27 protein-coding genes are annotated in these 25,288 nt (G+C 64.9%); 15 read left to right on the forward strand and 12 right to left on the reverse strand.

Features of this window, described 5'->3' with window-relative positions; all coding sequences use genetic code 11:
* The first annotated feature begins 11 nt into the window (after positions 1-11).
* The gene (locus ACS5PJ_RS07925) at positions 12-938 is read left to right on the forward strand and encodes a diacylglycerol/lipid kinase family protein (protein ID WP_439434366.1); all 927 of its coding nucleotides are present in this window, start codon (positions 12-14) and stop codon (positions 936-938) included.
* On the opposite strand, the gene ACS5PJ_RS07930 is transcribed toward ACS5PJ_RS07925, so the two are convergent.
* A complete protein-coding gene (locus tag ACS5PJ_RS07930) occupies positions 935-1,795 on the reverse strand; it encodes an ACT domain-containing protein (RefSeq protein WP_439434367.1) in 861 nt (286 codons plus the stop codon). The genes ACS5PJ_RS07925 and ACS5PJ_RS07930 overlap by 4 nt on opposite strands.
* Before the next feature lie 84 nt (positions 1,796-1,879).
* Between ACS5PJ_RS07930 and ACS5PJ_RS07935 the strand changes: the two genes are divergently transcribed.
* The 3 genes from ACS5PJ_RS07935 to ACS5PJ_RS07945 all read left to right on the forward strand — a co-directional run bounded on the left by ACS5PJ_RS07935 (position 1,880) and on the right by ACS5PJ_RS07945 (position 5,028).
* Positions 1,880-2,932, forward strand: a complete 1,053-nt coding sequence (locus ACS5PJ_RS07935) for an FUSC family protein (RefSeq protein ID WP_439434368.1) — start codon at positions 1,880-1,882, stop codon at positions 2,930-2,932.
* A 39-nt stretch (positions 2,933-2,971) separates the two neighbouring features.
* Positions 2,972-3,715 (forward strand): IclR family transcriptional regulator, encoded by a 744-nt coding sequence (locus tag ACS5PJ_RS07940; protein ID WP_439434369.1) that lies wholly within the window; start codon positions 2,972-2,974, stop codon positions 3,713-3,715.
* Between the two features lie 122 nt (positions 3,716-3,837).
* Positions 3,838-5,028 (forward strand): 4-hydroxybenzoate 3-monooxygenase, encoded by a 1,191-nt coding sequence (locus ACS5PJ_RS07945; RefSeq protein ID WP_439434370.1) that lies wholly within the window; start codon positions 3,838-3,840, stop codon positions 5,026-5,028.
* 11 nt (positions 5,029-5,039) lie between these two features.
* Here the strand turns inward: ACS5PJ_RS07945 and ACS5PJ_RS07950 are convergent, their stop codons facing one another.
* Positions 5,040-5,579 carry a TetR/AcrR family transcriptional regulator gene (locus ACS5PJ_RS07950; protein WP_439434371.1) on the reverse strand — a complete coding sequence of 180 codons (540 nt, stop codon included), beginning with the start codon at positions 5,577-5,579 and terminating at the stop codon, positions 5,040-5,042.
* Between the two features lie 56 nt (positions 5,580-5,635).
* On the opposite strand from ACS5PJ_RS07950, the gene ACS5PJ_RS07955 reads away from it, so the two are divergent.
* Positions 5,636-6,685 (forward strand): FAD-dependent monooxygenase, encoded by a 1,050-nt coding sequence (locus tag ACS5PJ_RS07955; RefSeq protein ID WP_439434372.1) that lies wholly within the window; start codon positions 5,636-5,638, stop codon positions 6,683-6,685.
* A 56-nt stretch (positions 6,686-6,741) separates the two neighbouring features.
* Here ACS5PJ_RS07955 and ACS5PJ_RS07960 read toward each other — a convergent pair whose 3' ends face one another.
* From ACS5PJ_RS07960 to ACS5PJ_RS07980, 5 genes are all read right to left on the reverse strand, one after another.
* Positions 6,742-8,550 carry an ABC transporter permease gene (locus tag ACS5PJ_RS07960; RefSeq protein WP_439434373.1) on the reverse strand — a complete coding sequence of 603 codons (1,809 nt, stop codon included), beginning with the start codon at positions 8,548-8,550 and terminating at the stop codon, positions 6,742-6,744.
* Complete coding sequence (locus ACS5PJ_RS07965; RefSeq protein ID WP_439434374.1) at positions 8,547-9,614, reverse strand: ABC transporter ATP-binding protein; 1,068 nt, start codon at positions 9,612-9,614, stop codon at positions 8,547-8,549. Before ACS5PJ_RS07965 ends, ACS5PJ_RS07960 begins: the two co-directional genes overlap by 4 nt.
* A 50-nt stretch (positions 9,615-9,664) precedes the next feature.
* Complete coding sequence (locus ACS5PJ_RS07970) at positions 9,665-10,741, reverse strand: extracellular solute-binding protein (protein WP_439434375.1); 1,077 nt, start codon at positions 10,739-10,741, stop codon at positions 9,665-9,667.
* A 196-nt stretch (positions 10,742-10,937) separates the two neighbouring features.
* A complete protein-coding gene (locus ACS5PJ_RS07975) occupies positions 10,938-11,372 on the reverse strand; it encodes an acyl-CoA thioesterase (protein WP_439434376.1) in 435 nt (144 codons plus the stop codon).
* Between the two features lie 73 nt (positions 11,373-11,445).
* Positions 11,446-11,949, reverse strand: a complete 504-nt coding sequence (locus ACS5PJ_RS07980; protein WP_354148970.1) for a GNAT family N-acetyltransferase — start codon at positions 11,947-11,949, stop codon at positions 11,446-11,448.
* 182 nt (positions 11,950-12,131) lie between these two features.
* Between ACS5PJ_RS07980 and ACS5PJ_RS07985 the strand changes: the two genes are divergently transcribed.
* From ACS5PJ_RS07985 to ACS5PJ_RS07995, 3 genes are read left to right on the forward strand one after another with little or no spacing between them, the layout of a single operon-like run.
* Complete coding sequence (locus ACS5PJ_RS07985; RefSeq protein ID WP_439434377.1) at positions 12,132-12,659, forward strand: MarR family winged helix-turn-helix transcriptional regulator; 528 nt, start codon at positions 12,132-12,134, stop codon at positions 12,657-12,659.
* 56 nt (positions 12,660-12,715) lie between these two features.
* A complete protein-coding gene (locus tag ACS5PJ_RS07990; RefSeq protein WP_439434378.1) occupies positions 12,716-13,012 on the forward strand; it encodes a hypothetical protein in 297 nt (98 codons plus the stop codon).
* On the forward strand, positions 13,009-13,902 hold the full coding sequence (locus tag ACS5PJ_RS07995) for a serine/threonine-protein kinase (RefSeq protein WP_439434379.1): 894 nt from the start codon (positions 13,009-13,011) through the stop codon (positions 13,900-13,902). The genes ACS5PJ_RS07990 and ACS5PJ_RS07995 overlap by 4 nt, the downstream gene beginning before the upstream one ends.
* Here ACS5PJ_RS07995 and ACS5PJ_RS08000 read toward each other — a convergent pair.
* Together ACS5PJ_RS08000 and purB are read right to left on the reverse strand one after the other, a co-directional pair.
* Entirely contained in the window at positions 13,899-14,576 is a 678-nt protein-coding gene (locus ACS5PJ_RS08000) for a histidine phosphatase family protein (RefSeq protein ID WP_439434380.1), read from the reverse strand. The genes ACS5PJ_RS07995 and ACS5PJ_RS08000 overlap by 4 nt on opposite strands.
* 120 nt (positions 14,577-14,696) lie before the next feature.
* Positions 14,697-16,139 carry an adenylosuccinate lyase gene (gene purB, locus ACS5PJ_RS08005; RefSeq protein WP_439434381.1) on the reverse strand — a complete coding sequence of 481 codons (1,443 nt, stop codon included), beginning with the start codon at positions 16,137-16,139 and terminating at the stop codon, positions 14,697-14,699.
* A 170-nt stretch (positions 16,140-16,309) separates the two neighbouring features.
* On the opposite strand from purB, the gene ACS5PJ_RS08010 reads away from it, so the two are divergent.
* Both ACS5PJ_RS08010 and ACS5PJ_RS08015 read left to right on the forward strand, forming a co-directional pair.
* On the forward strand, positions 16,310-16,612 hold the full coding sequence (locus ACS5PJ_RS08010) for a hypothetical protein (protein ID WP_439434382.1): 303 nt from the start codon (positions 16,310-16,312) through the stop codon (positions 16,610-16,612).
* Positions 16,612-18,075, forward strand: coding sequence for a hypothetical protein (locus ACS5PJ_RS08015; protein WP_439434383.1), 1,464 nt, complete (start codon positions 16,612-16,614; stop codon positions 18,073-18,075). The genes ACS5PJ_RS08010 and ACS5PJ_RS08015 overlap by 1 nt, the downstream gene beginning before the upstream one ends.
* A gap of 58 nt (positions 18,076-18,133) precedes the next feature.
* Here ACS5PJ_RS08015 and ACS5PJ_RS08020 read toward each other — a convergent pair whose 3' ends face one another.
* Positions 18,134-18,562, reverse strand: coding sequence for a phage holin family protein (locus ACS5PJ_RS08020; RefSeq protein ID WP_439434384.1), 429 nt, complete (start codon positions 18,560-18,562; stop codon positions 18,134-18,136).
* Between the two features lie 85 nt (positions 18,563-18,647).
* Between ACS5PJ_RS08020 and ACS5PJ_RS08025 the strand changes: the two genes are divergently transcribed.
* The 5 genes from ACS5PJ_RS08025 to ACS5PJ_RS08045 all read left to right on the forward strand — a co-directional run bounded on the left by ACS5PJ_RS08025 (position 18,648) and on the right by ACS5PJ_RS08045 (position 24,298).
* Entirely contained in the window at positions 18,648-19,766 is a 1,119-nt protein-coding gene (locus tag ACS5PJ_RS08025) for a histidinol-phosphate transaminase (RefSeq protein WP_439434385.1), read from the forward strand.
* Positions 19,767-19,915: 149 nt separating this feature from the next.
* A complete protein-coding gene (gene pdhA / locus ACS5PJ_RS08030) occupies positions 19,916-21,175 on the forward strand; it encodes a pyruvate dehydrogenase (acetyl-transferring) E1 component subunit alpha (RefSeq protein WP_439434386.1) in 1,260 nt (419 codons plus the stop codon).
* The gene (locus ACS5PJ_RS08035) at positions 21,175-22,155 is read left to right on the forward strand and encodes an alpha-ketoacid dehydrogenase subunit beta (protein WP_439434387.1); all 981 of its coding nucleotides are present in this window, start codon (positions 21,175-21,177) and stop codon (positions 22,153-22,155) included. Before pdhA ends, ACS5PJ_RS08035 begins: the two co-directional genes overlap by 1 nt.
* A gap of 46 nt (positions 22,156-22,201) precedes the next feature.
* Positions 22,202-23,674, forward strand: coding sequence for a dihydrolipoamide acetyltransferase family protein (locus ACS5PJ_RS08040; RefSeq protein WP_439434388.1), 1,473 nt, complete (start codon positions 22,202-22,204; stop codon positions 23,672-23,674).
* 15 nt (positions 23,675-23,689) lie between these two features.
* Positions 23,690-24,298, forward strand: coding sequence for a phosphatase PAP2 family protein (locus ACS5PJ_RS08045; RefSeq protein ID WP_439434389.1), 609 nt, complete (start codon positions 23,690-23,692; stop codon positions 24,296-24,298).
* A 47-nt stretch (positions 24,299-24,345) separates the two neighbouring features.
* On the opposite strand, the gene ACS5PJ_RS08050 is transcribed toward ACS5PJ_RS08045, so the two are convergent.
* Both ACS5PJ_RS08050 and ACS5PJ_RS08055 read right to left on the reverse strand, forming a co-directional pair.
* Positions 24,346-24,690, reverse strand: a complete 345-nt coding sequence (locus tag ACS5PJ_RS08050; RefSeq protein WP_439434490.1) for a hypothetical protein — start codon at positions 24,688-24,690, stop codon at positions 24,346-24,348.
* 166 nt (positions 24,691-24,856) lie between these two features.
* Entirely contained in the window at positions 24,857-25,285 is a 429-nt protein-coding gene (locus ACS5PJ_RS08055; RefSeq protein WP_439434390.1) for a universal stress protein, read from the reverse strand.
* Between the last annotated feature and the right edge of the window lie 3 nt (positions 25,286-25,288).

Raw genomic sequence — 25,288 nt, forward strand, 5'->3', positions numbered from 1 at the left:
CGAAGGACACCATGTCAGATACGAGCTCCACTACCCTCAAGCGCGCAGCCGTCATCATCAACCCCGCCAAGCCCGTGGAGATGGACGTGCGCGGCCTGATGGCCAAGCACTCCGAGAACAACGGCTGGGGCGAGCCCATCTGGCTGGAGACCACCAAGGATGACCCCGGCGTAGGCCAGGCGAAGGAGGCACTCAAGCAGGGGGCCGACGTCGTCATTGCGGCCGGCGGGGACGGCACCGTGCGGTGCGTCGCTGAGGTACTCGCCGGCACCGGCATCCCGATGGGGCTGCTGCCGCTGGGTACGGGAAACCTGCTGGCACGCAACCTGGGAATGGACGTCACCGACGTCGAAGGCGCCATGGTGGGTGCCCTGACCGGCTGGGAGCGCAAAATCGACGTTGTCCGCGCGGTCCGGAACGACCCGGACAAGGAACAGGTGTTCCTGGTCATGGCAGGGGTGGGGTACGACGCCACCATCATGGCTGACACCAACGAGGACCTCAAGGACAAAGTGGGTTGGCTGGCCTATGTGGACGCCGGCATCCGGAACCTGCCCGGCAAGCCCGTCAAGGCCACCATCATTGTTGACGGCAAGGACGTGGTCCACCGCGGGGTCCGCAGCGTGATGGTGGGAAACTGCGGCAAGGTCCAGGGCAACCTGGAGATCTTCCCCGACGCCAAGGTGGACGACGGCCTCCTGGATGTGGTGGTCCTCGCCCCGAAGGGGAAGCTCGGCTGGTTCTCGGTGATCGCCGGCATGATCGGCAAAGGCAAGGGCCAGGACACCTCCGTTGAATACTTCCAGGGCAAATCCGTGGAGATCACGCTGGAACACAACGACGACTACCAGCTCGACGGCGACCACGAGGGCGACGGCAAGCACGTGGTCATGACCATGGATCCCGAGGCCCTGACCATCCGGATGGCGGCCAACTAGCTTTCACTGGGCAGCGGCGCCGGCCGGTGGGCGAGGATTTCCGCGAGCTCGGCGAGCCGGTGGGCCCGGGCTGATTCGGCGGGCGTGAACGGCTCGCCGGGACGGGCGAAGGTGATGGGCCCGTGCCAGGCGGTGGGGATCTTCAGCCGGGTACCGGCGTCGTGCTTTTCCAGAACGGCCTCTGCCGGGGTGAGGATCCGGGCGCGGAGCAGCTCGGCCACTGCCAGCGGCAGTTCGTCCGGGGCGCCGGCGATCCGGGCCGCAAGGCTCAGCGCCTTGGTCTGCCCGTCGGCCATGGCAAGGGCCGTGGTGGGCCAGACCTGGGAACGCGACCCGCCGCCGTCGTGCAGTGCCTCCAGCAGCTGGCGTTCGCTGAGGTTCCCCGGAGCGGAGAGCACAAACTCATCAAGTACCCCACCGGGCACGGGATGGACGTGGATGCTCAGGATATTGGTGTCCAGACGGGCCAAAGCCTGGGTGACCTTATGCAGGGAGCCGGGCGTGTCCTGCATGACCGTGCGGGCCCGCCACAAGGCCGGTGCGGTGCCCAGTTTCCTGCGGAGTTTCAGCGCCGGCGCATGCAGCCAGCCACGCAGGATCCGGGCTGCGGAGGGTTCCGCCACCCAGATGACCAGCGCGGTTGCCGTGAGCGTGAGCACCAGGACTTTCGCCACATACGGCAGGTGCGTTTCCACCACCAGGGCGTGGACCAGCAGCTCTATCGGGAGCATCACCGCGATGTTGGCAAGGGTCAGGCGGGTCTTGGTGGGTTCGGGCATGAGTCCGCAGACTTCGCAGCTCAGGTCGGCGGCGGCAGGATTGGCGGCAGCAGGCTTCGTATCCCCGGAGTCCTTCATGTCCTTAGAGTCACAGGGCGGTGTTTCGGGGGTGTTGCCCTGCCGTTCCGATTGTGCGAAAGCTCCGGGACATAGGATCTAGAGGTGAAGTTCCTCGCTGAAATGTTCAGCATTGCCCCCGGCAACAAGGACCACCATCCCGCCCTGCGATGCGCCGTGGGAGTGTTTGTGCCCCTGATCACCCTGGTGCTGCTGGGCAGGCTGGATCTTGCCATCTTCGCGTCGTTCGGCGCCTTCACGGGGATCTATGGACGCGGGGAACCCCATGGCACCCGCTTCGCGCTGCAGCTCCGGGCGGGTCTACTGATGCTATTGGTCATGTTCCTGGCAGCCCTCGCGGCCCGGCTGGGCGGCGCCTGGGGGCTGGACGGGATGGCGGCCACGTGGTTCACGGTCCTGGCCACGACGTTGGTGGCCGGCGGCTGCTCCCTGGTGATTTCCCTGCTGCGGCTCCGGCCGGGCGGCTCGCTGTTCCACATCTTCGCCTTCGCAGCCATCGCCTCCATCCCCAACCAGCCACCCTTGGGCGAGGGGATGCTGGTTGCCGTGCTCACCACGGCGCTGTCCCTGGTGATTGGCTTTTCGGCACGGATCGTCCCCAGCCACCGCACACCCTGGGTACGGCCGCAGCCCATCCGGCGCGCTCCTGGCGAGAGGCGGGCCGCCTGGCTGGAAGGCCTCGGCTACCTTGTTGCTGCGGGCCTGGCAGGCTCCCTCGCCACCCTGGCGGGCCAGTGGCTGGGATTCGGCCATAACTATTGGGCCATGGTGGCCGCCGTGGTGCCGCTGGTGGGGCACACCACGCGGCACCGTATCCGCCGCGGCGTCCAGAGGATCATCGGGACGGTTCTGGGCCTCGTGGTGCTCGCGGCCATCCTGCTGCTCGGCCTGGAACCGTGGCAGACAGTGCTGGTGATGGCCCTGTGCCAGTTCGGAGCGGAGATGTTTATCATCCGGCAGTACTTGCTGGCGCAGGTCTTCGTCACACCCCTGGCCCTGATCTCCACGCTGCTGGTGGTGCCGGCGTCGCCCACTATCCTGCTCAGGGACCGGATCATCGAGACGGTGATCGGTGCTGCCGTGGGTGTGGGCGTGGTGCTGGCTCCTGCGGCCTGGCGGCGGCTGCGCCGGATGTAGTCTGGAAACAAAACGCACCATTGAACGGAAGCAGCAGCCATGGCCAATTCGACATCCGGGGACTCTGTTGTGGACCGCGTAGTGCGGGTGATCTCCGCCTTCCCCGAAGGGGTCAACAGCCTCCAGCTTTCCGAGCTCGCCGCCCGCTCCGGGCTGCCCCTCACCAGCGCCCACCGCATCGTGCGGCAGCTGTCAGCCCATGGGCTCCTGGAAACCGGCGACGGCGGTAGCGTCCGGCTCGGCCTGCGGCTGTGGGAACTGGTGAACCGTAATTCGCCCACACTGGCACTGCGGCAGGCTGCCCTTCCCTTTATGGAGGACATCCATCAGGTCCTCAACCAGAACGTTAACCTGGCGGTCCTTGACGGCTGGGAAGCCCTGTTCGTGGAGCGGATGTCGCGCCGCGGGTCCGTTGCAAACAGGGCCAGAGTGGCCGGCCGGATGCCGGTTCATGTCTCCTCGGCAGGTCTTGCCCTGATGGCGCACCAGGAAAAATCCCGGCAGGGGGACTACCTCAAACAGTTCAAGGATCCGGCCGGAAAGATCACTCCGGACGCCGTCAGGCTCCTCCTGACCGAGACCGCCCACCAGGGGTTCGCCCAGTTGGCCGGCGTCGTTGATCCGGATACATGGGGCATTGCCGTCCCGGTGCTGGACGGAAGGCAGCGTGCAGTGGCGGCGCTCGGCGTCGTCGTTCCTTTGAAGGAGATGCGCCTGCAGGCGCTGGTCCCGGCCCTTCAGACCGCCGCCCGTGGCATCGCGAGGCAACTGACAGAGAACTGAAAATTCTCCTTCCGTTGAACGGAAGCGGCCTTTGGGGCGGGACGGCTACCGGCGGACACTGTTAGCAGACGCAACCACCGACTCCTGTCTGCCAGGAGTCCCGCAACGAAGCGAGACAAGTCATGGCCCCACGCAAAGTCATCACCACCCAAGTTGCCATCATGGGTGCCGGCCCGGCAGGGCTGATGCTTTCCCATCTGCTGGCCAAGTCAGGCATCGAGTCCACCGTGATCGAGGTCCGCAGCCACAAGGAGATCTCCGAAACCGTCCGCGCCGGCATCCTCGAGCACGGCACCGTGAACATGCTGGTGGAAAGCGGCGCGTCGGACCGCGTGCTCCGCGACGGTGACCGGCACGACGGCATTGAACTGCGCTTCAACGGCGAAAGCCACCGCGTCGACTTCAAGGAACTCGTGGGAGAGTCCGTGTGGCTCTACCCGCAGACGGACGTCTTCCTGGACCTCGCCGCCCGGCGGAAGGCCGACGGCGGCGATGTCCGGTACAGCGTCACCGACACCACGGTGCATGACCTGGAAGGCAAGCCGAAGGTCTGGTTCACGGACGCGGACGGTGTGGAGTTCGAGATCCAGGCCGACTTCCTGGTGGGTGCGGACGGCTCCCGCAGCCACTGCCGGTTCCAGATCCCGGAGGCGCACCGCAAGTGGTACTTCCACGAGTACCCGTTCGCCTGGTTTGGCATCCTGGCCGAGGCCCCGCGCAGCTCAGACGAGCTGATCTACGCCAACTCGGACAACGGCTTCGCCCTCATCAGCCAGCGCACCCCTACGGTGCAGCGAATGTACTTCCAGTGCGATCCCAAGGAGAACGTGGCCGAATGGGACGATGACCGGATCTGGGCGGAATTCCGCGGCCGGGTCAACGGCAATGGGTTTGAGCTCAAGGAAGGGCCGGTCATCGACAAGATGGTGCTCCCCTTCCGCAGCTTTGTGCACACCCCGATGCGCTACGGGAACATGTTCCTGGCCGGCGATGCAGCCCACACGGTTCCGCCCACCGGGGCGAAGGGACTGAACCTGGCCATCCATGACGTCAAGGTCCTGTTCGAAGGGCTGGATTCGTTCTACGGCAACGGTTCCACGGCACTGTTGGATTCCTTCAGCGACCGCGCGCTGGAGCGGGTATGGAAGGCCCAGCAGTTCTCCTACTGGATGACCACCATGCTGCACACCCCCACCGACGCGGACGACTTCTCCCGGGCCCGCCAGCTCGGCGAACTGAACTCCGTGGTCTCATCGAAGCACGGCATGGCCTACCTGGCCGAGGCCTACACGGGGTGGCCCGGGGCGCAGTAGGCGCCAGAGCGTCACGGTCCCAGCAGCCTCCGGATCGCGTTTGCCACTGCGGCTTGGTCCGGCTGCTCGTCGCGGCGCGCGGTCAGAAGGTGGAGCAACAGGCCGTCCCCGTAGTCGGACACATCGCGGGCCCGCACACCTGCATCGGGGACGCCCAGGCCGGCGAGGGTCTGCTCCAGGCCGCCCACCAGCCGGTAATGTCCGGCCGTCACGGCCTCGGGCCGGTCCAGTGAGAGTGCCAGGCGGGCTCGCGTGAGGGGGGCGTGCTGCCGCATGAGGGCCATGACCAGGGCGGCCAACTGCTCGGCAATTTCCCCGGTATCCTGTGGTGGCCCGGTGGGGCCGAGGCGCTGGAGCAGTTCGACGTCCAGCTGCTCCAACCGGTCCAGCACGGCCTGCACCAGGGTTGCGCGGTTCCGGTAGTAGTTCGACGTCGTCCCTTCCGGAAGCTGCGCGGCGGCATCCACCGAACGGTGGGTCAGGCCCTTCATTCCTTTATCCGCCACGACGTTCAAGGCGGCATCGATGAGTAGCGTCCGGCGATCAGGCATTCATCAAGTCTAAGTGGGATCTTCCGCTTCACTACAAAAGTAGTAAAATGGGTCGCATGGAATCGATCTCGATCATTGGCGGCGGCATAGCCGGCCTTGCCCTCGCGGCTTGCCTGGATGAAAGCCGCTTCGACGTCACTGTCTATGAGAAGCGGCCCGGGTTGCCGGTTGTTGGAACGGTGCTGGCCATGTGGCCCAGTGCGCAGCGGGCGCTGGAAACGGTGGGTATCCTCGAGGACGTCAGGCGGTGCAGCCCGGCTGTCCGCAGCGGGGCCCTCCGAAATGCCGCTGGAGCTCCCTGGATCAGTATCGACGGCGCGGACGCGGTGGCCGTCTCCCGCGTGGACCTTTTGCGCCTGCTTGACGCCGCTGTCCCGGCCTCAGTCCGCCGGATCACCAGGCGGGTGGACACGGTTACGTCAGGACCAGATCTGGTGGTGGGTGCGGATGGCGTGCACAGTGCCGTCCGCCGGGACCTGTGGGGCGTACGGACCGGCGCGAGGCTCACGCCCTATCTCGCAGTGCGCGGTGTCGTCCCGGTACCCGTCAACCCTGACCATGTGGGAGAGTACTGGGGCCGTGGGGACCTGTTCGGCATCGGTCCCATCGCTACCGGTACCCTGTGGTTCGCAAGCTACCGTTCCGAAATTGGGCCCACCGGCATCAATGTCGCGTCAACGCTCGAGGAGGTCAGGCAGCGCTTCTCAGAGCACGGGCCCGCCATCCGCCAGGTGCTCGAGGGGGCCACGCCCGAACTCTCGCTGGCCCAGCGGATCTGGACAACTCCCCTGCTGCGGTCCTACGTCCGCGGCAACACCGTCCTGATCGGCGACGCCGCACATGCCATGACGCCCAACCTCGGACGCGGCGCCTGTGAATCGCTGGTGGACGCAGTCACGTTGGCCGGCCTGCTCAATACCCGGCCCCGCGCAGAGGCGCTGCGCACCTACGACCGCTCGCGCCGGCTCCGCACCCAGGGCATACGCTTGGCATCTTCGGCGATGGGGCGGGTGGCTCTCGCCGAGACTGCCCAGCCGCTGCGGGACCGGCTCCTGGCCCAGGCCGGACGGCGCACAGCACGCACCGCCGTCGGAACTGGCAGGTAATCAGCCCGAATCGGCGCCGGTTGGGGCAAGGCTGCTCACCGCATTTGACGCGGGAATCAGCGCACGGGCGCGGCAGGCTCCTTGCCGCCCGGAACCTCAGCCAGGACTGGACCCGGAACCGTTGGGGCCACCGCCACGCCGGCCCGCTTCCCCGAGGTCCCGCGGCGGCTGGACCGGCCGTAGACGAGGTACATGGTCACGCCCGTGATCACCATCAGCAGCACGGTGTACACGAAGGTGTTGGCCACCCCCTGGACCCCTTCTGCGCCGTCGGTGTTTGCCTTGATCACCAGGCCCAGCGGCTGGAATAGGGGGTGCGCCAGGAAGATCGCGGTGTCGTAGTCGTCCAGCATGCTGTTGAAATTCAGGGCCGTGATGGCGGCGGCGGCAGGCAGGACCAGCGGGAGCAGGATGCGACGGAAGACGTACAGCGTTTTGGCGCCCATAATGGCTGCAGCTTCCTCCAGGGAGGAGTTGACCGAGGCGAAAGAGGCTTTGAGCATCCGCAGCGTGAAGGGAATCTTGACTGTCACGAAAGCAATCAGCAGGATCACCGTGGTCCCGGTGAGGACCGCCCCGCCCACCAGGGGATTCGGGTGGTCGTAGCTGAGGATCAGGCCCAGGGCGAGCAGCGCTGACGGAAGCACCCAGGGGATGTGCAGCAGGTACTCGAACACCGTGCTGACCCAGTTCTTGTACTTCTGCAGCAGGCGGGCCACGAACAGCAGCCCACCCACGGCGATGACCGCCGCCAGTGCGCTGTAGATGACGCTGACAATGAACGGCCGGAGGCCCGAAGGCTGGGTCAGGACATGGATGTAGTTGTCCAGGGTCAGGCTGCCGAAGGAGATCTGGCCGGTCTGGATGGCGGCACCGTCAGCAAACGAGTAGAGCACGATCAGGACCACCGGAAGGGTGTAGATCGCGAACAGCAGGTAGGCCAGGATATGGACTGTGGCGTTCGCTGCCGGGCTGGTGATCTGCTGTTTCTGCAGCGCTGAGGAGACCTTGGACACCGAGAAGTAGGTGCCGCCCTTCTCCAGCCGGGACATCACGGCCAGCATCAGGATGGTGGCCACGCCCAGGATGACGGCCAACAGGGCGGCCAGGTCCCGTGAAGTGGGGCTGTTGGTGAACGTCAGGATCATCGGGGTGATGGTCTGGAAGTCCCGCCCGCCCAGCACCTGGGGAGCGCTGAGGGCACCGAGGCCGGTGAGGAAGGACAGGATGGTGACCGCGAAAAGGGTGGGTTTGAGCATCGGCAGCACTATCCGGCGCAGGATGGTCCATGTTGAGGCGCCCAGATTCCTGGCCGCCTCGATGGTCTGGTAGTCAACGCCCTTGAGCGCGTTGGCCACGAACAGCATGTGGTTGGTTGTGGTGGCGAACGTCATCACCACCAGCACGGCGAAGAAACCTGAGAACCAGGACGGGTCCATCCCGGGAAGGACCTTCACCAGGAGCGAAGTGACGATCCCCTTGTCCCCGTAGATGAACTTGTAGCCCGCGGCCAGCACAATACCGCCGTAGATGAACGTCGAGGCGTAGCCCAGGAACAGGATCCTGGATCCGCGGATTTTGAAGTAATGCGTGACCAGCACAATGAAGATGCCCACTACGTTGACGGTGATGGACAGTGCCACGGCCAGGAGGAAACTGTTGCCCAGGGACTTCATGGCCCGCTGCGATGAGAACAGTTTTTCCGCGGCGCGGCCGGAGAAGTTGCCGTCCGGAAAGAACGTGACCATCAGGACGTTCAGGTTGGGCCACACCAGGAACGCCGCGATGAACCATGTGAGGATCACGCCGACGATCAGTACGAACGGGGAGCGGAGCATGCCTTTGGTGGAGGAAGGCGCGCTCATGGCATGGCCACTGGTTCGCCCTGCCTGTCCAGGGCCAGCCCGGTATCCGGGTGGTACTGCAGAATGTGGTTGGGCTGGACATAGACAGTGGTGGCCGCCCCCGGCTCGGGCTGCGCGCCGCCGTCCTCTTTGACGAGCAGCCGGATGTCCGCGCCGTGGCTGCGGACCACGTAGCGGCTGTGAAGGCCGTGGTACGTGCGCGAGACCACCTGTCCGGAAAGTCCGACGGCGGCGCCTCCGTCCGCCGGCGGTGTGAGGGAGGCTTTTTCCACCCGGAGGTAGGAGCTGGCGTCCGTGCTGAGTTCCTCACCGGACACCCTGTTCACCTCCGCCACAAACCCGGCGGTGAGGACCGAGCTGTCACCAATGAAGTTGCAGACAAATTCCGTGGCCGCATTGTCGTAGATGTCCTGCGGTGTTCCTATCTGCTCCACCACGCCCTTGTTGAAAACAGCCACCCGATCGCTCATGGCCAGGGCCTCATCCTGGTCATGGGTGACATAGACCGTGGTGATCCCGAACTCGCTCTGCAGGTCCTTGAGCTGCTGCCGCAGCTGGTGCCTGAGCTTCGCATCGAGGTTGGACAGCGGCTCATCCAGCAGCAGGATCTTGGGCTTGAGGACCAGGGCGCGGGCCACTGCCACGCGCTGCTGCTGGCCACCCGAAAGCTCGGCCACGTTTTTGTGCAGCTGTTCATCGCTGAGCTCCACCCGGTGCGCGATATCGCGCACCAGGCGGTCGCTCTCAGCCGACTTTTCCTTCCGCACCCGGAGGCCGAACGCGATGTTTTCCCACACACTCATGCTGGGGAACAGGGCATAGTTCTGGAAGACCATGCCCACCTGGCGCTTGTCGCTGGGCAGTTTCGTCACGTTCTTCCCGTCCACCTGGACAGTTCCCTTGGACGGCTCAATGAACCCCGCCAGGGTCCGCAGCGCCGTTGTCTTGCCGCACCCGCTCGGACCGAGCAAGGTGAAAAACTCGCCGGGCCTGACGTGCAGGTCAAGGTTGGGAATGGCAATGAAATCGCCAAAGGTAACTTCGATGTTGTCCAAGCGGATCATGACGGAGCCTGTCTGGGTGGGACTGGATGGAACGGGACGGGCGGGGACTGCTACGGCATGTACTCGAGTTCGATCTTCTCCACCCACGGGCCCATGTTTTCCTGGACGAAGTCCCAGTCGATGTCCTGCTGCTTGAGGCTGGCGAAGAAGTCCACAACCTCGGGGTTGGCCTGTTCTGCCGCGACTTTGTTGACCGGCATCGAGTTGAACTTCTTGGCGAATGCGCCCTGGACCTCGGCGCTGCCGTACCAGTCGATGAACTTCTGGGCCTCTTCCTTCTTGTCGGTTCCCTTGACCATGGCGATCTGTTCCACGGCAAGCGGAACTCCGACCGACGGCATGACAGTCTCCACGTTGACCTTGAAGGTCTTCTCACGTTCGGTGATGATCGAGGACGGCATCTGGCCCATGTCCACTTGGCCGGATGCGATGCGGGCAAACAGGTCCGTCTTCGCTACGGCCGGGCTGCCGTTCTTGAAGTACTGCTCCACCTGCTTCCAGCCTTCATCCGAGATGCCCAGTTCACCCGAGTCATCCTTGTAGCGGGTAAGGATGCCGGCGAACACGAGCTGCGCAGTGGCGGTGCCCATTCCGGTGACGCGCTCGTAGCGGTCCTTGAATTCGTCCTTGGTCCAGAGGTCGGTCCAGTCCTTCGGGGCGGCATCAGCCTTGATTTTGTCCGAGTTGTAGCCGAGGAGAATGGCCTGCTTTACCAGCGGCCAGTAGGCCTCGCCGTCGCCCAGTTCCTGGTCCACGTCACCCGCCCAGGCCGGCTTGTACGGCTCAAGCGCACCTTCGGCCTTGATCTGGGCGAAGTACATGTTGTTCAACCCGAAGGCGATATCGGCGATGGGGTTGTTCTTCTCGGCGATCAGCTTGTTCGTGGCATCCGCCCCGCCTGCGCCCACCACCTCCACCTTGAAGCCCGCCTTGGTAGCCTCAGCAGTCAGCCAGTCGCCACGGCCTTCACCATTGGAGTTGGTGTAGATGACGAGGGTTTCGCCGGAAGCACCGGCGGGCGCGGACGAGGCATCACCGGACGTGGCCGGGGTAGGGGATCCGCCCCCGCAACCGGCAAGCAGGGTGGCGGCGACGACGGCGGTGGCCAAGGTACGGAATTTTCGCACGATCAGGACTCATTTCTGGACTGGAGCGGACCGGAGCATTGTTCGGCAAGCCTATAGCTGGGCGCGTCGAATAGAAGCGTCTATTGCTATCGATTTGATAAACAGCCCGGCTTATCAGTCTGGTGTGAGCACTGAAACGTTCTGCGTGCGGGAGGTAAACGGACGGAAAACCCTCGCGTGGACCGTCGTCGGACCCTCAGTCCTGTTCGAGCGTCTCCGTCAGGTGGTGCGTGGGGATCCTGTCACGGTCATACGTGATCTCGGTGTAGCCGTGCGGTTCCGGCTTGCCTGCCTGGTTGAGGTTCACAAACACGATCTCCTCGATGGTCAGGATGCTCTGGCGCGTAATCATGTTGCGTACCTCCGCCCGCATGGTCAGTGACGTCCGGCCGAAGCGGGTTGCCGTCAGGCCCATCTCGATCAGGTCGCCCTGGACGGCGGAGCTTACGAAGTTGATTTCGGAAATGTATTTGGTGACAGCGCGGCCGTTTCCGAGTTGCAGGATCGCGTAGATCGCAGCCTCTTCATCGATCCACTTCAGCAGACTTCCGCCGAAGAGCGTCCCGTTGGCGTTGAGGTCCTCAGGGCGTACCCACTTGCGGGTGCGGAAGGTGATGTCAGCGGATTCCATACGGCGAGGTTAGCCGACGGCGGGACGCGGTGCGCAGTGGCGGAGGCAGTGTGACGGCGCAGGGTCCTCCCGCTCAGGCCATGGCGGTGTGCGCTGCGCTGTGGGAATCGATTGCCTTGGCGTAACAGTACGAGTGAGCCACCCCGATGTAGGCACCGAAGTTGGGGACGGGTTCGAATCCGGAGTTCTGGTAGAAATTGCGGCCATCCGGCTGCGCCGAGCCTGCCTCGGCCTTGACCCGGGTGATGCCCTGTTTGTAGGCCTCCGCCTCAAGCGCCGCGAGAATGGAGCTGGCCACTCCCGAACCCCGTGTATACGGGAGTACGTAGAGCCTCTTGATCTCCGCAGTGACGCCGTCCAGGAGCCTGAGGCCGCCGCACCCCACCGGCTGCCCGGAGGCTTTGTCGTACGCCACCAGGAACACTGCACAGTCAGCGCCCGACGGCGGGGTGCCCGGTTCGTGGTCAGGCGTACCGAAGCGGGCATCAAGTTCGGCCTGCTGTGCCCTGCGCAGATCAGCCCCCACTGGGTTGGACCACGTGACGGATCTGATGCTGAGACGGGGATTGGTCTGCATGACTGCCTCGATTCCGGCGAACTCGAAGGTGGCGAAGGGCTATGCCTATCAAGCCTAGGAGGACACCGTTAACGCTGTGTTTCCTTGGAGTAAGCAAACTGATAACCCGGCGCTGCTTCGCGGGGCTCTCATAAAGCGACTTTGCATGGAAGCCTAGATATAAGACGGGCTAGTGTTATGGCATGGCTTCCATCGACAATGAGGGTTCCGGGTACTGGTACGGGCCTGACGGACAGTTGGACTACAGCGCAGCCGTATTGAAATCGCTGAGGGACTATCGCGCCGCCGAAACTGCGCTCCGGCGCTCTACGCGGGACTCCATGGGGATGGGCGAAACGGACATCCTTGCCCTCCGGTACCTGTTGCGCGTCCAGGCGTCCGGCAGCAGGACGGCTCCGAAGGACCTGAGCCGGTTCCTGGGCATCACCAGCGCCTCCACAACGTCCCTGATCGACCGTCTGGTGGAGAGTGGCCATGTGCGGCGTGAACCGCATCCAACGGACCGCCGTTCTGTCGTGGTCGTTCCCACTGCCGAGTCGGACAGCGAAGTCAGGTTAACCCTGGGAGGTATGCATCGTCGCATGATGGCGGTGGCCGAGGGGCTGTCGGCGGAGGATGCCCGCGTGGTGGTGGACTTTCTGCGGCGCATGGCGGAGGCGCTGGAAGGCGAGCGGCGGAACCCCCTTGAAGAAAGTACCTCGCCGGACTAGTTAGTTGAACTACATATATGTATGCTTACGATTGTTCAGTCCGTTGAGATGGAGTCGTGAGTCCGTTGGTCACTTTTGCACCGTGTTCCGAGATTGACTTCCTGTTCGACGAACAACCCTTTGCACGGGAAGGCAGCGCGCCGCTTCATTGCAGCGAGCCCATGGAATTGGTGATCCCCGCCCTCGGCGATGAGGCTGCCGGCTACTCGTTCGATCAAACCGAGGCTCCCGTCCAGCTGCCGCCGGTATGGCGTTGCGGTTGCGGGTTTCAACTCGATGCCTGGATCCCGCCGGCGCTAGCGCGGGGATTTGATGCCGACATGGCCCCAGCGGCCATGCACCTTGGCCTGTGAGGGTTTCCGCCGGCCCGGCCGCCGACACCGATCGTTTTCAGTTGCGGGAACGCCTGGGCCGCGGCTCGCTGGCTGTGGTTTTTCGAGCCATTGACCGCGCGGAGAACCGTGAGGTGGCTGTGAAAGTCGCAGCGGAGCCCGGCCCGAAGGCCCAGGAACGCATCCACAACGAAGCCCGGGTTCTTGCGGCCCTCGAGCACCCCTCCATCATCGGTTTCATCGCCGAAGGCATCATGCCTGCCGGCGGACCCCTTGCGGACCGGCCGTTCCTGGTGGAAGAACTGGCTCTTGGTACAAGCCTTCTGGGGGTGATCCGGACTGGTCCCCGCGGCCCGGCGGAAGTGGCGCCCTGGGCAGTGGGCATGTTCGAAGCGTTGAATCACATCCACACCAACGCCCTGGTGCACGGCGACATCAAGCCGGCAAACCTCATGCTCAGTGGCCTCCGGCGCAGTCCTGTGCGACTCGTCGACTTCGGCATCGCCTCACAGCTGGGAGCCGCGCCCCAGCCCGGCATCTCATCGGGAACCGTCCACTACATGAGCCCGGAGCAGGCCTCCGGTGGCGCTGCGCAGCCTGCCTGGGATGTCTACGCCATGGGGCTTGTCCTCCTTGAGCTGATGACGGGGAAGAAGTCGTTTCCCGGCACGGCAGTTGAATCCCTGGTTGCCCGGACGCTCCGGAACCCGGAGATTCCGCAGAACCTGGGCCCGGGATGGGAACCCCTGCTTCGGGCACTGACGGCCATGGATCCCCGGGATCGCCCAACGGCCGCCGAAGCTGCTGCCTGGGTTGGGCGGCTGCTCCCGGCGGTCTCATACCCCGATTTCACTCACCGCCGCCTGCGGAGCGCGCGGTTCCCAGGCAACCGGCAGCGGCTGCTGGCTTAGCTGGGTTTTTCCTGGCCAGTGGGGTCCTCAGCCGTGGGGTCCGCCAGCGCGAGGCCGCCCACCGGGCTCCCGTCCCAATGGATCAGCTTCCAGCCGGTGTCGGGATCCCCCTCCAAGGCCACAATTCCCGTGTTGGACAGCACATGTTTGGCAGCGAACTCGTGATCTGCGCCGTCTGCCCGAAGCCCTGCCCAGGTGCGGATCGCGGCGCCGTGGCTGACGACGGCGGCCACTCCTTCGTCGCCATCGCGGAAAGTGCGTTCAGCAATCACGGTGATGGCGGCGTCGAACCGGCTAAAAAACTCGTGGCCGTCGGGGCCGGCAGGCATTTTCCGGTCCAGGTCGCCGGCCGCCCACGCAAACACCGTTCCCATGTAGTGCTTGTGCGATTCCTTGTCCGTCAGCTTTTCCAGCGACCCGGCTTCAATTTCGTGCAGTCCGTCCAGCACCTCGATCTCAAGCCCACGCAGCCGGGAAAGCGGGGCAGCGGTGATCTGGGTCCGCAGGAGCGTTGAGGCGAAGAGGGCGCCGATCGGTTCATTAACCAGCGACCGTGCCATCGCCTCGGCCTGCCGTTCGCCGAGTTCGGTCAGCCCAGGCCCCGGATGGGCTGTGTCCAACTGGCCCAGTACGTTGCCGGGAGTCTGGCCGTGACGGATGAGGAGCAGCTTCATGAGTCCAGTTTCGCACCCGAGGCGCACTGCCGGCACAACCCCGTGCCGGCGTCGTAATTCATGTTGGCTGAGCGTTCAGCACCGCCAGCGGGCCGCAGCATATGTGCTGTGCGGCCCCTCCTACTTGAGGTGGTCCACCAACTGATCGGCGATACCGGTGTACTTTCCGGGGGTGAGCGCCAGCAGCCGCTCTTCGGCCTCGGCCGAGAGGCCCAGGCTCTGGACGAATTCCTGCATGCGGGCGGCGTCCACGCGCTGGCCGCGGGTGAGGTCCTTGAGCCGTTCGTACGGGTTTTCCATGCCCTCGACGCCGGCAATCGCCTCGGCGCGCATGACCATCTGGATGGCCTCGCCAAGGACTTCCCAGTTGGTGTCAAGGTCCGCGGCGAGGACGTCTTCGGCAACATCGAGGCGGTCCAGGCCCTTGGCCACGTTGGAGATGGCCAGGAGGGAGTGGCCGAACGCCACGCCAATGTTGCGCTGGCTTGAGGAGTCAGTGAGGTCGCGCTGCCAGCGGGAAGTCACCAAGGTGGAGCCGAGGACGTCCAGCAGGCCGGAGGAAATCTCCAGGTTGGCCTCGGCGTTTTCGAACCGGATCGGGTTGACCTTGTGCGGCATGGTGGATGATCCGGTGGCGCCGGCGACGGGGATCTGGGCGAAGTAGCCGATCGAGATGTAGCTCCAGATGTCAGTGCAGACGTTATGCAGGATGCGGTTGAACCGCGCGACGTCGGCGTACAGTTCCGCCTGCCAGTCGTGGCTTTCGATCTGGGTGGTCAGCGGGTTCCAGGCCAGGCCGAGGCCCTCGACGAACGACTTGGAGACCTGTTGCCAGTCCGCGCCCGGAACCGAAGCCACGTGGGCGGCGTAGGTGCCGGTGGCGCCGTTGATTTTGCCCAGGTATTCCGTCTTGGCGATCCGGTCCAGCTGGCGGGTCAGGCGGTGGGCGATGACGGCCAGTTCCTTGCCCAGTGTGGTGGGCGTGGCGGGCTGGCCGTGGGTCCGGGACAGCATGGGCACCGAGCGGTTGTCCGCGGCCATGGTGCTGATCCGGGCCACGAGGGCGCGGGCGGCGGGCAGCCACACGTCCTCCACAGCGCCCTTGACGCCGAGGGCGTAGGAGAGGTTGTTGATGTCCTCGGAGGTGCAGCCGAAGTGGACCATCGCCGTGAGGTGTTCGATGCCGATGGCGGGGAGGCGGCGGCCAATGTAGTACTCCACGGCCTTGACGTCGTGGACCGTCACGGCCTCGATTTCGGCCAGTTCGGAGACTGAGGCGGAGTCGAATTCGGTGACGATTGTGCGGAGCCGGTCCTGCTGTTCCTGGCTGAGGGGTCCGGCTCCCGGCAGGACATTGTTGCTGGTCAGGTGGATGAGCCACTCGACTTCGACAGCCACACGATCGCGGTTCAGTGCCGCCTCCGACAGGTAGTCAACGAGGGGAGCGACGGCGGACTGGTAGCGGCCGTCCAGCGGGCCCAGGGCGATCTGCTCCGGTGACGCGGCGAGGGCCAGGCGTCCGGAGGGCGTGCGGATATCAGCTGGGGCGGCAGTTTCAGGCATGTGCTGATTCTTTCACGAACTCCCTGGCGCCGCTTAGCGGCGACCTGGTGTGACTTGTCCACATAGCCGACGCCGGTGCTTCCTGCGCGCGGTCGTGGTTCCGTAGCGTCGGGACGGTCAACACAGATGTGGGCACTTTCATCACCACGTGACGGGCGAGAGGAACGGGCATGAGTGCGGACTTGGGGACACCGGACATGGGGGCATGTATGTCGCGCGCCTATGAGGTTCTGCAGTTGGCAACGCGCGTAGCCAGGTGCATTGAGCGGGTGGAAGGTGTTTCGTGCAGCTTCCGCGAGATCCAGCTGCTCGATTGGCAGTCACCGGCCGGGCGGGCATACCGGAATTCCGTGGCCCTGCAGGAGGTGGCGCTCGGCAGGGCACGGGTGCGGATGCAAGAGGCATCCGCTGCGGTGCACCGCCATGCCAGGGAGGTTGCATCGCCGGACGGAGCAACGGCCGGTCGGTACTGATGGCCGAGGTAACGCCCTCCGGCAGCGGCGGCCCCATCCGGCTCAGTGGGCCTGCAACTGACGGGGAGCTGGAAATCAGGGGCGGTATCGGAGGCATCACTTTCCAGCTTGAGGAACTCATCCGCGGGGCCGGCAAGCTCGACGATCTTGCCGACGAACTGGCCGCCGTGGAAGTGGAAGTGCACCGCATCCGGGAAGACCTGGGCATCTATCAGAACGATTCGCGGCCCACGGGAACCATGGCGCTGCTGTCCGTCGGCGAAGCCGAGTGGAGCGTCCGGGCTGTCCGCGACGAGCTGCAACGGATCAGCAGCCAGGTGCGGGCCAGCAAGCGCGACTACGAGGCCGCAGAAGAGTTGGCGGGACTTTCGCGCGGAACTGGTGCCGGGCTCGGGAACCCCGGGACCCTTGGTCGGCAGGCGGGAGATCTCTGGCTGGGCCATGCTCCCAATAGGGAAGTTGCGGAACAAATCGTCGGCCCGTTGGCACTGGGGATCCTCCTGACAGTCTCACCGGAACGCTTTGCCATGGCGGTGGGGGCCGATCTGGCTGCCGGCAGGCACATAGCAGCTGCCGTTCCCTTGCTCACCGGTGCGGCTGGGCAGTACATCCGGGTCCTGGAGCCGCGTCCCGTCACGGCGGACCGGAAGGAGAGCCTGCCCATCGAGTTCGACGGTTCTCCTGCGGCACTTCTGGAACGGGCGCGGATAGTCAATGAACGCGGCGACGGCTACATCGAAGTCATCGAGGTGGATAACGGGGGAGAGAAAGCCTATGTGGTGGTCATCCCCGGCACCCAGACCGCGGGTGAGATGGGAGGAAGCAACCCCTTTGATGAAGCAGGGGTCGGCGAAGGGCTAGGCCATCGTTCCAAGGAAATCAATGCTGCCGTCCTGCAGGCCCTGCGTGCTGCAGGGGCCGAAACCGGGGCGCCGGTGGTGGCCGTGGGCTACAGCCAAGGTGGAATCCATGCAATGAACCTTGCAGCCGATGAGCTGTTTCTCAAGGAGTTCGACATGAAGTATGTGCTCACCGCCGGTTCCCCGGTGGGTGGCATCGCACCGGCGGCGGGCGTCAGCACCCTGCACCTGGAGCACAGGCAGGACTGGGTTCCGGGAACGGACGGAACACCCGGTCCTGACGCGCGGAACAGGGTCACCGTGACGCTCAATGGCCCTGCCCACACTCCAGAGGGGGAGGACATGGGCCTCGGGCCCGGCCACAACCTCGGCAACTACGAAAACGGCGCCAGACTTGTCTCGGCCAGCGCCGATCCCTCGCTTGTGGCATCGACCGCTGTCCTTGGCGGGGTGCTCGGCGCTGGTGGTAAAGCGACGGCCACCCGTTTCGCGCTGACCCGAAGCCAAACCGAAACGGCGAGTGCGCCAGGTCCGAGGAAGTTGCCTACACCGCAGATGCCGGAGGCTGACCGCCAGGTGTCGACCGGAAAAATGCAGGGTTGACCGGACGGCCATCCGATGAGGCAGGGGCCTGAGGCCGGGCTGGCCATGTGTTCCGGCGTCAGCGCCGCTGGCCGCCGGGAACCCTGCCGGCCACGAGCGAGATCAGCGTGATGATGATCGCCGCGAGCACCGCCGTCCAGAAGAACGAGTCGATAGTGAAATGCACCGGCGTGTAACTGCTGATCCAGGACGTCAGGTACAACATGGCGGCATTGATGACGATCGTGAAAAGGCCCAGAGTAAGGATGGTGATCGGCAGACTGAGAAAACTGACGAGGGGACGGACGAACGCATTGACCACCCCGAAGATCAGGCCGATGAAGAGGTAAGCCAGGATGATGCCGATAGTGTCCGTGCCTTGGGTGACACCCGTCTTGGCCACGGCCTCGGTGGTCGCGGACGTGGAGATGTCCAGGCCCGGCAGGATCCAGCTGGCAATCCAGAGGGCCAGCCCGTTGATCAGGACCCGAACGATGAAGGAGCGCATACGTCCATGCTGTCACATTGCCCTGCGCGCCTCCTGAACCGCCGCCGCCGGGTGCACCCTCCCCATCAGAAGTAGGCTGGTTTGCATGACTTCTTCAGAGACCGTGCCCGGGGGAATCCGCCCGCGTCCGGTGGTCGCCCGGCTTCCACGCTACGCCGCAGGAAAACCTCCCGCCGCCGTCGAGGGACTGGCCAGCTACAAACTGTCTTCCAATGAGAACCCGCTGCCGCCGATCCCGGCGGTGCTTGAGGCCATTGCGGGGCAGACGGATTTCAACAGGTACCCGGATCCGCTCAGCAGTAAGCTGCGCGCGGCGCTCGCTGAATTCCTCGCCGTGCCCGCCGAGGACATCGTTACCGGCGCGGGAAGCCTGGGCGCCCTGAACCAGCTGCTGACCACGTTCGCGGGCCAGAACGATGACGGCAAAGCCGACGAAGTCATCTATGCGTGGCGCTCCTTCGAGGCTTACCCGATCAGCGTGGGCCTGGCGGGTGCCGAAAGCGTCCAGATCCCGCTGACCGCCGACGGGCGCCACGACCTCGATGCCATGGCGGCAGCAGTCACTGTCCGCACGAGGGTTATCCTGCTGTGCACTCCGAACAACCCCACCGGCCCCATCCTGACCGCGGCCGAAACCGAGCGCTTCATCCAGGCGGTCCCCTCCGACGTCGTGGTGGTCATTGACGAGGCATACCAGGAGTTTGTCCGGGCGGAAGACGCGGTGGATGGCATCGGGATGTACCGCAAATATCCGAACGTCATAGTGCTTCGGACGTTCTCCAAGGCCCACGGCCTGGCAGGGCTCCGGGTGGGCTACAGCGTGTCCAACCCTGAACTGACCCAGTACCTTCGTGTCGCTGCCACACCCTTCGCCGTGTCACAGATCGCTGAACGGGCTGCGATCGTTTCACTGCAGAACTACCACCAGGTTGTAGAAAGGGTACAAAGCCTCGTGGATGAACGGGTACGCGTCACTGCCGGGCTGCGGGGGCTGGGCTGGTTTGTCCCCGAGGCCCAAGGCAATTTTGTGTGGCTGGGCCTTGGCGCGAACAGTGGGGAATTTGCCGAGCTCGCGGGGAAGCACGCACTTTCGGTCCGCGCTTTCGGCAATGAAGGTGTGCGTGTCAGCATCGGCGAAGTGGAGGCAAACACCCGGTTCCTCCAGCTCTGTGCGAACTATACAAAGCCGCCACGGCGTTCCTAGCGCTTAACATGTACAAGCAGCGGCACCTGCTGAAGATAAAGTAAGGACCGGAAAGCCAAAATATATGCCACGAACGGAATGCATTCCTTGAATGGCATATATCCCAGCGATATTGCAACGCATCCGGATGCGGCAAGCAAGGAGACGGTATGGGCGACACACATCTGCCCTCCACCGAGTTCGACGGAACAGCGCTAGACGACCAACTTGAGGCTGAGGCGGAGGCCAAACTGGGCGCTCCGGCAGAACCCATGGTCCAGCTCCTGGCCCCTGACGGGACCCTGGGCACCGATCCGATGTTCTCGGCCTACGCCGACCGCCTGGATGCGGAAAAGCTTCGCGGCTTCTACGCCGACATGGCCCGGATCCGTCGTTTTGATGTCGAATCAACAGCCCTCCAGCGCCAGGGAGAACTCTCGCTGTGGGTACCGCTGACCGGCCAGGAAGCCGCGCAGATCGGTTCGGGCCGCGCAAGCCAGCCGCAGGACTACATTTTCCCGACCTACCGCGAGCACGGCGTCGCCCTGACCCGCAACGTGGACCTCGCCGAACTACTGAGGCAGTTCCGCGGCGTATCCAACGGCGGCTGGAACCCCAAAGACACCAATTTCCACCTTTACACGCTGGTCCTCGCGGCACAGACCCCGCACGCCGTCGGCTATGCCATGGGAATCCAGCGGGACCAGAAACTCGCTGCGGCTGCTGCCGACGGAGTGCCCGGCCAGCCGGCGGAACCGAAGGCTGCCGTTATGGTCTACTTCGGTGACGGCGCCAGTTCGGAGGGTGATGTCCATGAATCCATGGTGTTTGCCTCCTCCTACAAGGCACCTGTTGTGTTCTTCTGCCAGAACAACCACTGGGCAATCTCGGTGCCCAGTTCGGTACAGACCCGGATTCCGCTGGCCAACCGCGCCAAGGGCTACGGCTTCCCGGGTATCCGCGTGGATGGCAACGACGTAATTGCTGTCCACGCGGTCACTGAATGGGCCCTTGAACAGGCCCGCGAGGGCAACGGGCCGGTGCTGATCGAGGCATTCACGTACCGGGTCGGTGCGCACACCACCGCTGACGACCCCACCAAGTACCGCGAATCCGCCGAAGAGGCCCAGTGGCGGGCCAAGGATCCCCTTGACCGCCTGGAGAAGTACCTGAGGGCCCAGGGGCTGGCCGACGACGCTTTCTTTGAGCAGGTCAGGGCCGACGGCGACGACCTCGCCACCTATGTCCGCAAGACCATCCACGACTTCGAAGCTCCGGATATCCGGACAGCCTTCGCCAACACGTACGTTGAGGCGCACCCCCTGGTCGCCGAGGAACTCGCCTGGTTTGAGAAGTACAGCGCCGGGTTCGCTGACACCGCGGAATCCGACACGAAGCCCGCTGCGGCAGGGGAAAGGGCGGCCCGCTGATGACCACCATGACCATAGCCAAGGCGCTGAATGAGGGCCTGCGGGCAACGTTGGGCAACAATCCCCGGTCACTGCTCATGGGCGAGGACATCGGCGCCCTGGGCGGCGTCTACCGTGTCACCGACGGTCTCCTCGCCGAGTTCGGCGCGGACCGCGTGGTGGACACCCCGCTGGCGGAGTCCGGGATTATCGGCACCGCAATCGGCCTGGCCCTGCGCGGCTACCTCCCCGTCTGCGAGATCCAGTTCGACGGATTCGTGTTCCCCGGGTTCAACCAGATCACCACCCAGCTGGCCAAGATGCACGCCCGCAGCAATGGCAACCTGACCGTTCCCGTCGTGATCCGCATCCCTTACGGCGGAGGAATCGGCTCGATTGAGCATCACTCGGAATCACCTGAGGCACTGTTCGCCCATACCGCAGGCCTGCGGATCATCACGCCCTCCAACGCGCACGATGCCTACTGGATGATCCGGCAAGCCGTCGAGTGCCAGGATCCCGTGATTGTTTTCGAGCCCAAGCGCCGCTACTGGCTCAAGGGCGAGGTGGACACCGAATCACCCGGCGCCTCGGCCGACCCCTTTAAGGCGCACGTGCTGCGCGAAGGCACGGACGCCACTGTGGTTGCCTACGGGCCGCTCGTGCCGGTGGCCCTTGCCGCGGCCCACGCCGCAGCCGAGGACGGCCACAGCATCGAGGTCATTGACCTGCGCTCCATCTCACCCATCGACTTCGACACCGTCACGGAGTCAGCGAAGAAGACAGGCCGGCTGGTGGTGGCCCATGAGGCGCCGACGTTTGGCGGGATCGGCGGCGAGATCGCGGCCCGGATCAGCGAGAGGGCTTTCCTTTCCCTGGAAGCTCCCGTGATCCGCGTGGGCGGCTTCCACATGCCGTATCCGGTGGCCAAGGTGGAAGAAGACTACCTCCCGGACATCGACCGGATTCTTGAGGCACTGGACCGCGCCCTGGCCTACTAGCCGCCCGCACCTTCCCCGCTCGCGCCTGCCGCTGAAAGAGGACATCATGACCCTGAACAAGTTCAACCTGCCCGATGTGGGCGAAGGTCTTACCGAAGCGGAAATCGTCTCGTGGAAGGTCAAACCGGGGGACGCAGTTGCCATCAACGATGTCCTGTGCGAAATCGAGACCGCGAAATCGCTCGTTGAGCTGCCGTCGCCCTTTGCCGGCACGGTCACCGAACTGCTGGTCCCCGAAGGCGTGACCATCGACGTCGGCACGGCCATCATCAGCGTTTCGGACGCCGTCTCCGGCGACCCGACTCCCGCCGATGTCCCGGCACCCGCCACTCCGGTCCAGCCCTTGTACGGCATGCTTCCCGCGCACGACGCCGACACTTCAGGCGGTGCCCCGGCCGGCGGTCCGCTGGTGGGTTCGGGTCCGAAGGCAGACGCCGTCAAGCGCCGTCCCCGGAAGGCGGCGCCCGCCGCCGCAGTGTCACGCAACTCCCCGGAGGTCGAGCCGGTACAGCCGCACACGCTGGCTGAAGTCTCCGCGCAGCAGCAGGAGACTGCCCCGGGCCAGGCCGCCGTCGTCGACACCCGTCCCACGCTGGGCGGCACCATCACCGGGCTCGTGAACCGCGTCCTGGCAAAGCCGCCCGTGCGGAAGATCGCCCGCGACCTGGGGATCGATCTCGCCGATGTGGTTGCCACCGGCTCCCGCGGCGAGGTGACGCGGGAGGACCTGGTCAGCTACCAGGCCCAGCGTGACGCCGAGCTGGACAATGCCGATGGTTTCTGGGGCAGGGCCGGGAAGCCACAGGACCAGCGGATTGAAAAGATTCCCGTCAAGGGCGTCCGCAAGGCGACGGCCCGGGCCATGGTGGAGTCGGCGTTCGCTGCCCCGCACGTGAGTATCTTTGTGGACGTGGATGCCAGCCGAACCATGGAATTCGTCAAGCGGCTGAAGGCCTCACGCGATTTCGAAGGCATCAAGGTATCGCCGCTGCTGATCCTGGCCAAGGCCGTCATCTGGGCCGCGGCCAGGAACCCCAGCGTCAACGCCACCTGGGTGGACAATGCGGACGGAACGGATACCGCCGAGATCCACGTCAAGCACTACATGAACCTCGGCATCGCAGCAGCAACCCCGCGCGGCCTGATGGTTCCCAACATCAAGGACGCGCAGGACCTCTCGCTCAAGGAGCTGGCCGTTGCCCTGAACAACCTGGCCACCACCGCCAGGGCAGGCAAGACCCAGCCGGCCGAGATGCAGGGCGGAACGCTCACCATCACCAACATCGGCGCCCTGGGGATCGATACCGGAACGCCCATCATCAATCCCGGTGAAGTAGCGATTGTGGCATTTGGAACCATCAAGCAGAAGCCCTGGGTGCTGGACGGCGAAGTCATTCCGCGGTGGATCACCACCCTGGGCGGATCGTTCGACCACCGGGTGGTGGACGGGGACCTCTCCGCCCGCTTTATGGCCGACGTCGCCGCCATCCTCGAGGAGCCGGCCCTCCTGCTGGATTAGCTGGAGCACCCCATCGTGACCAACGCAGCGCTCCGGGCCCAAAACCGCACCGCCAGATGGCTGACCGAAGTCTTCCAACCCCCCGTGGTGGTCACGTTGGTGCTGCTCATCAGCCCTGTGATCGAGCCGGGATTCCCGGGAACCATCGGCTATGGCGCCCTGGCCGCGCTGTTCGTCTGCGTGCTCCCGCTCATCCTGCTGCTGTTACTGGTGCGCCTGGGCAGGGTCACTGACCACCACGTCAGCAACCGCAGGCAGCGTGCCCCGGTGCTGATCATGGCGCTGGGTTCAGTCGCCGCGGGTCTGGTGGTGCTTGCAGCCATTCATGCACCCCGGAGTGTGGTGGTCATGGTGCTGGCGATCGTGGCCGGCATCATCGTCCTGGCGGCTGTCAGCCCCTTCTGGAAAATCAGCGGGCATGCGGCCGCCATAACGTCGTCGGCAGTCATCGCGGTCCTCATGCTGGGGCCTGCGTGGCTGCCGCTGGTGCTCCTGGTTCCCGCCGTCGGCTGGTCACGGGTGGTGCTGCGTGCCCATACCCTGGCGCAGGTGGTGGCCGGATCGCTGTTCGGCGGGCTGGTGATGGCAGGCCTGTGGTGGCTGCTTCGCGGCTGGCTCCTCTAGGAACCGGCTACGGCCCGCAGGCCGTCGGGCTGCTTAGGTCGGGCTGCTTAGTAGGCGTAGGAGTACGCCAGCAGCAGCTCTGCCATTTCAGGGTTCCCGGCCATGGATGCTGCCATGCCCGCACAGGTGGCGAAGAACAGGCCGCCAACCACCACGGTGACTGCCGAGACAATCCCGAAGAACTTCCGGTCTTCCCGCAATACGCTGCGCAGGGTCTCCGGCAGGTGGAGATCAGGTGAGATGAGGTTGGGCGCGCTGTCCACGGATCCGTCGTCCAGGAGCGCGATGACGCGGCCGCTCCCGCGGTCAACCCGCATCGAGCAGATGTGGTTGCCGTGACGTGCCAGGAGGATGTCGTGGCCAACAAGCTGGCGGCGCTGCAGAGAAATCAAGGGGACCCTTTGGACGGAGCGGATGGTGGACGCGTATTCGGCTGTCCGCTCCGTTGAGGGCACTTCCATTTTACCGTCCGCTGTCCGTGGAAACGGGCCCTGGCGGCGTGAGAACGGACACCATGCACTCATGTGGATGAGTGCATGGTGTCCGGTGGTCCGCTGATTAGTCGACGTCGTAGGTGTTGGCGATGTAGACGTCGCAGGTGGCGTTGTGGGCCACGCTGTTGGCCACGCTTCCCAGGACCCGGCCGATGCCGCGCATCCGCCGGTTTCCCACCACGATCATTTTGGCCTGAAGGCGCTCGGCTTCCTTGATGAGTGCCTCGGCCGGCTTGCCGCGGGCGGACGAGTAGGTCACCTTGACGGGACCTGCCAGGGAGTCAGCTACCGTCCTTGCCACGTGCTCGGCGCCATCCGCGTCCGAAACGATCCACTGGTCGCTGCCCGAGCCAAAGACCTCGGTGCGGTCGCTGTCAAAGGCGGAGACCACGTGCAGCGAGGCATCCAGGGCGGCTGCAAGATCCCGGGCAGACTCGGCTGCCTTCTTGGCAGTTTCGCTGCCGTCAACCCCCACTACGATGATTCCGCTCATGCT

It is taken from the genome of Pseudarthrobacter cremeus, assembly GCF_051857465.1.
In the GTDB taxonomy this organism is placed as follows: domain Bacteria; phylum Actinomycetota; class Actinomycetes; order Actinomycetales; family Micrococcaceae; genus Arthrobacter.

Excerpts from the sequence above, each read along its gene's own strand:
- ACS5PJ_RS07925 (WP_439434366.1), top strand. The coding sequence starts at position 12 with ATGTCAGATACGAGCTCCACTACCCTCAAGCGCGCAGCCGTCATCATC.
- ACS5PJ_RS07930 (WP_439434367.1), bottom strand. The coding sequence starts at position 1,795 with ATGAAGGACTCCGGGGATACGAAGCCTGCTGCCGCCAATCCTGCCGCC.
- ACS5PJ_RS07940 (WP_439434369.1), top strand. The coding sequence starts at position 2,972 with ATGGCCAATTCGACATCCGGGGACTCTGTTGTGGACCGCGTAGTGCGG.
- ACS5PJ_RS07945 (WP_439434370.1), top strand. The coding sequence starts at position 3,838 with ATGGCCCCACGCAAAGTCATCACCACCCAAGTTGCCATCATGGGTGCC.
- ACS5PJ_RS07950 (WP_439434371.1), bottom strand. The coding sequence starts at position 5,579 with ATGCCTGATCGCCGGACGCTACTCATCGATGCCGCCTTGAACGTCGTG.
- ACS5PJ_RS07955 (WP_439434372.1), top strand. The coding sequence starts at position 5,636 with ATGGAATCGATCTCGATCATTGGCGGCGGCATAGCCGGCCTTGCCCTC.
- ACS5PJ_RS07960 (WP_439434373.1), bottom strand. The coding sequence starts at position 8,550 with ATGAGCGCGCCTTCCTCCACCAAAGGCATGCTCCGCTCCCCGTTCGTA.
- ACS5PJ_RS07965 (WP_439434374.1), bottom strand. The coding sequence starts at position 9,614 with ATGATCCGCTTGGACAACATCGAAGTTACCTTTGGCGATTTCATTGCC.
- ACS5PJ_RS07975 (WP_439434376.1), bottom strand. The coding sequence starts at position 11,372 with ATGGAATCCGCTGACATCACCTTCCGCACCCGCAAGTGGGTACGCCCT.
- ACS5PJ_RS07980 (WP_354148970.1), bottom strand. The coding sequence starts at position 11,949 with ATGCAGACCAATCCCCGTCTCAGCATCAGATCCGTCACGTGGTCCAAC.
- ACS5PJ_RS07985 (WP_439434377.1), top strand. The coding sequence starts at position 12,132 with ATGGCTTCCATCGACAATGAGGGTTCCGGGTACTGGTACGGGCCTGAC.
- ACS5PJ_RS08000 (WP_439434380.1), bottom strand. The coding sequence starts at position 14,576 with ATGAAGCTGCTCCTCATCCGTCACGGCCAGACTCCCGGCAACGTACTG.
- purB (WP_439434381.1), bottom strand. The coding sequence starts at position 16,139 with ATGCCTGAAACTGCCGCCCCAGCTGATATCCGCACGCCCTCCGGACGC.
- ACS5PJ_RS08010 (WP_439434382.1), top strand. The coding sequence starts at position 16,310 with ATGAGTGCGGACTTGGGGACACCGGACATGGGGGCATGTATGTCGCGC.
- ACS5PJ_RS08015 (WP_439434383.1), top strand. The coding sequence starts at position 16,612 with ATGGCCGAGGTAACGCCCTCCGGCAGCGGCGGCCCCATCCGGCTCAGT.
- ACS5PJ_RS08020 (WP_439434384.1), bottom strand. The coding sequence starts at position 18,562 with ATGCGCTCCTTCATCGTTCGGGTCCTGATCAACGGGCTGGCCCTCTGG.
- ACS5PJ_RS08025 (WP_439434385.1), top strand. The coding sequence starts at position 18,648 with ATGACTTCTTCAGAGACCGTGCCCGGGGGAATCCGCCCGCGTCCGGTG.
- pdhA (WP_439434386.1), top strand. The coding sequence starts at position 19,916 with ATGGGCGACACACATCTGCCCTCCACCGAGTTCGACGGAACAGCGCTA.
- ACS5PJ_RS08035 (WP_439434387.1), top strand. The coding sequence starts at position 21,175 with ATGACCACCATGACCATAGCCAAGGCGCTGAATGAGGGCCTGCGGGCA.
- ACS5PJ_RS08040 (WP_439434388.1), top strand. The coding sequence starts at position 22,202 with ATGACCCTGAACAAGTTCAACCTGCCCGATGTGGGCGAAGGTCTTACC.
- ACS5PJ_RS08055 (WP_439434390.1), bottom strand. The coding sequence starts at position 25,285 with ATGAGCGGAATCATCGTAGTGGGGGTTGACGGCAGCGAAACTGCCAAG.